Genomic DNA, 1,069 nt, shown 5'->3' with positions numbered 1-1,069 from the left:
CCAGGATCGCGACAAGATAGACGAAGTTATGCAATTGTTGCCAGCGTTTGCCTAAGTTTCGCTGCATCGCCTGCGTGGAAGTGAATGTTAAAGCCAGTAAAATCAGCCAACTGATAATTCCGAGCGTTAAATAAGGTCGGGTGATTAATTCCTGACCCAATAACGTCAGATTATTCACTCCCAGCTCCAGCAAGGCATAACTGGTTAAGTGCAGCGTTGCCCAGGCGAAACACCATAAACCCAACAGGCGGCGAGTGCGAATCAATAATGGTTGTTTAGCGTAGCGCGCCAGCGGTGTAACCAACAAGGTCGCCAGCAAGAATTTCAGCGCAGTCCGACCGGTAAAATGCTGAATATCTTTCACCGGATCGGCACTTAATCCACCGTGGTTAATTGCCCACATCAGCCAGACAAACGGCAAAAATCCGGCAAGATGCAGGCAAACTTTCAGCCATGTCACTTGTTTTGCTGTCAGTCGCACTTAGAAATTCTCCCGTAAATCCAGTCCACGATAAAGCGACGCCACTTGATCGGCGTATCCGTTAAACAACAGCGTTGGCTGACGTTGTACATCAAGAATGCCACCTGAACCGATAAACCGTTCGGTAGCCTGCGACCAACGGGGATGATCAACATGTGGATTGACGTTGGCATAAAAGCCGTATTCATCGGGCGCAGCCAGATTCCAGGTGGTTGGCGGACGCTCCCGGGTCAGCTTAATACTGACAATTGATTTAATCCCTTTAAAGCCATATTTCCACGGCACAATCAGCCGTACCGGTGCGCCATTTTGCGGCGGTAACGCCTTGCCATAAACACCAACGGTCATCAGTGTGAGCGGATGCATCGCTTCGTCGAGACGTAATCCTTCTATATAAGGATATTTCAGGCCGCCGCCAATAAACCGGTCCTGCTGGCCTGGCATCTGTTCCGGCGCATAAATGGTTTCGAAGGCGACGTATTTCGCGTTACTGGTCGGTTCTGCCAGTGCCAGCAATTTGTGCAGCGGAAAACCAATCCACGGCACCACCATCGACCATGCTTCTACGCAACGCATACGATAAATCCG

General features: G+C 50.3%; 2 protein-coding genes. Both read right to left on the bottom strand.

The window, feature by feature from the left end; translation table 11 throughout:
* A partial coding sequence (gene msrQ / locus BEA93_RS24435; RefSeq protein WP_105225240.1) for a protein-methionine-sulfoxide reductase heme-binding subunit MsrQ occupies positions 1–481 on the bottom strand: 481 nt, incomplete at its 3' end.
* Positions 482–1,069: protein-methionine-sulfoxide reductase catalytic subunit MsrP (gene msrP, locus BEA93_RS24430; RefSeq protein WP_105267690.1), on the bottom strand; the 588-nt coding region annotated here is incomplete at its 5' end. It abuts the gene before it with no gap.

Source organism: Escherichia sp. MOD1-EC5950, assembly GCF_002965345.1.
In the GTDB taxonomy this organism is placed as follows: domain Bacteria; phylum Pseudomonadota; class Gammaproteobacteria; order Enterobacterales; family Enterobacteriaceae; genus Escherichia; species Escherichia marmotae.
Note: the sequence above shows the minus strand (reverse complement) of the source record. Positions and strands in the feature narration are given on the sequence as shown.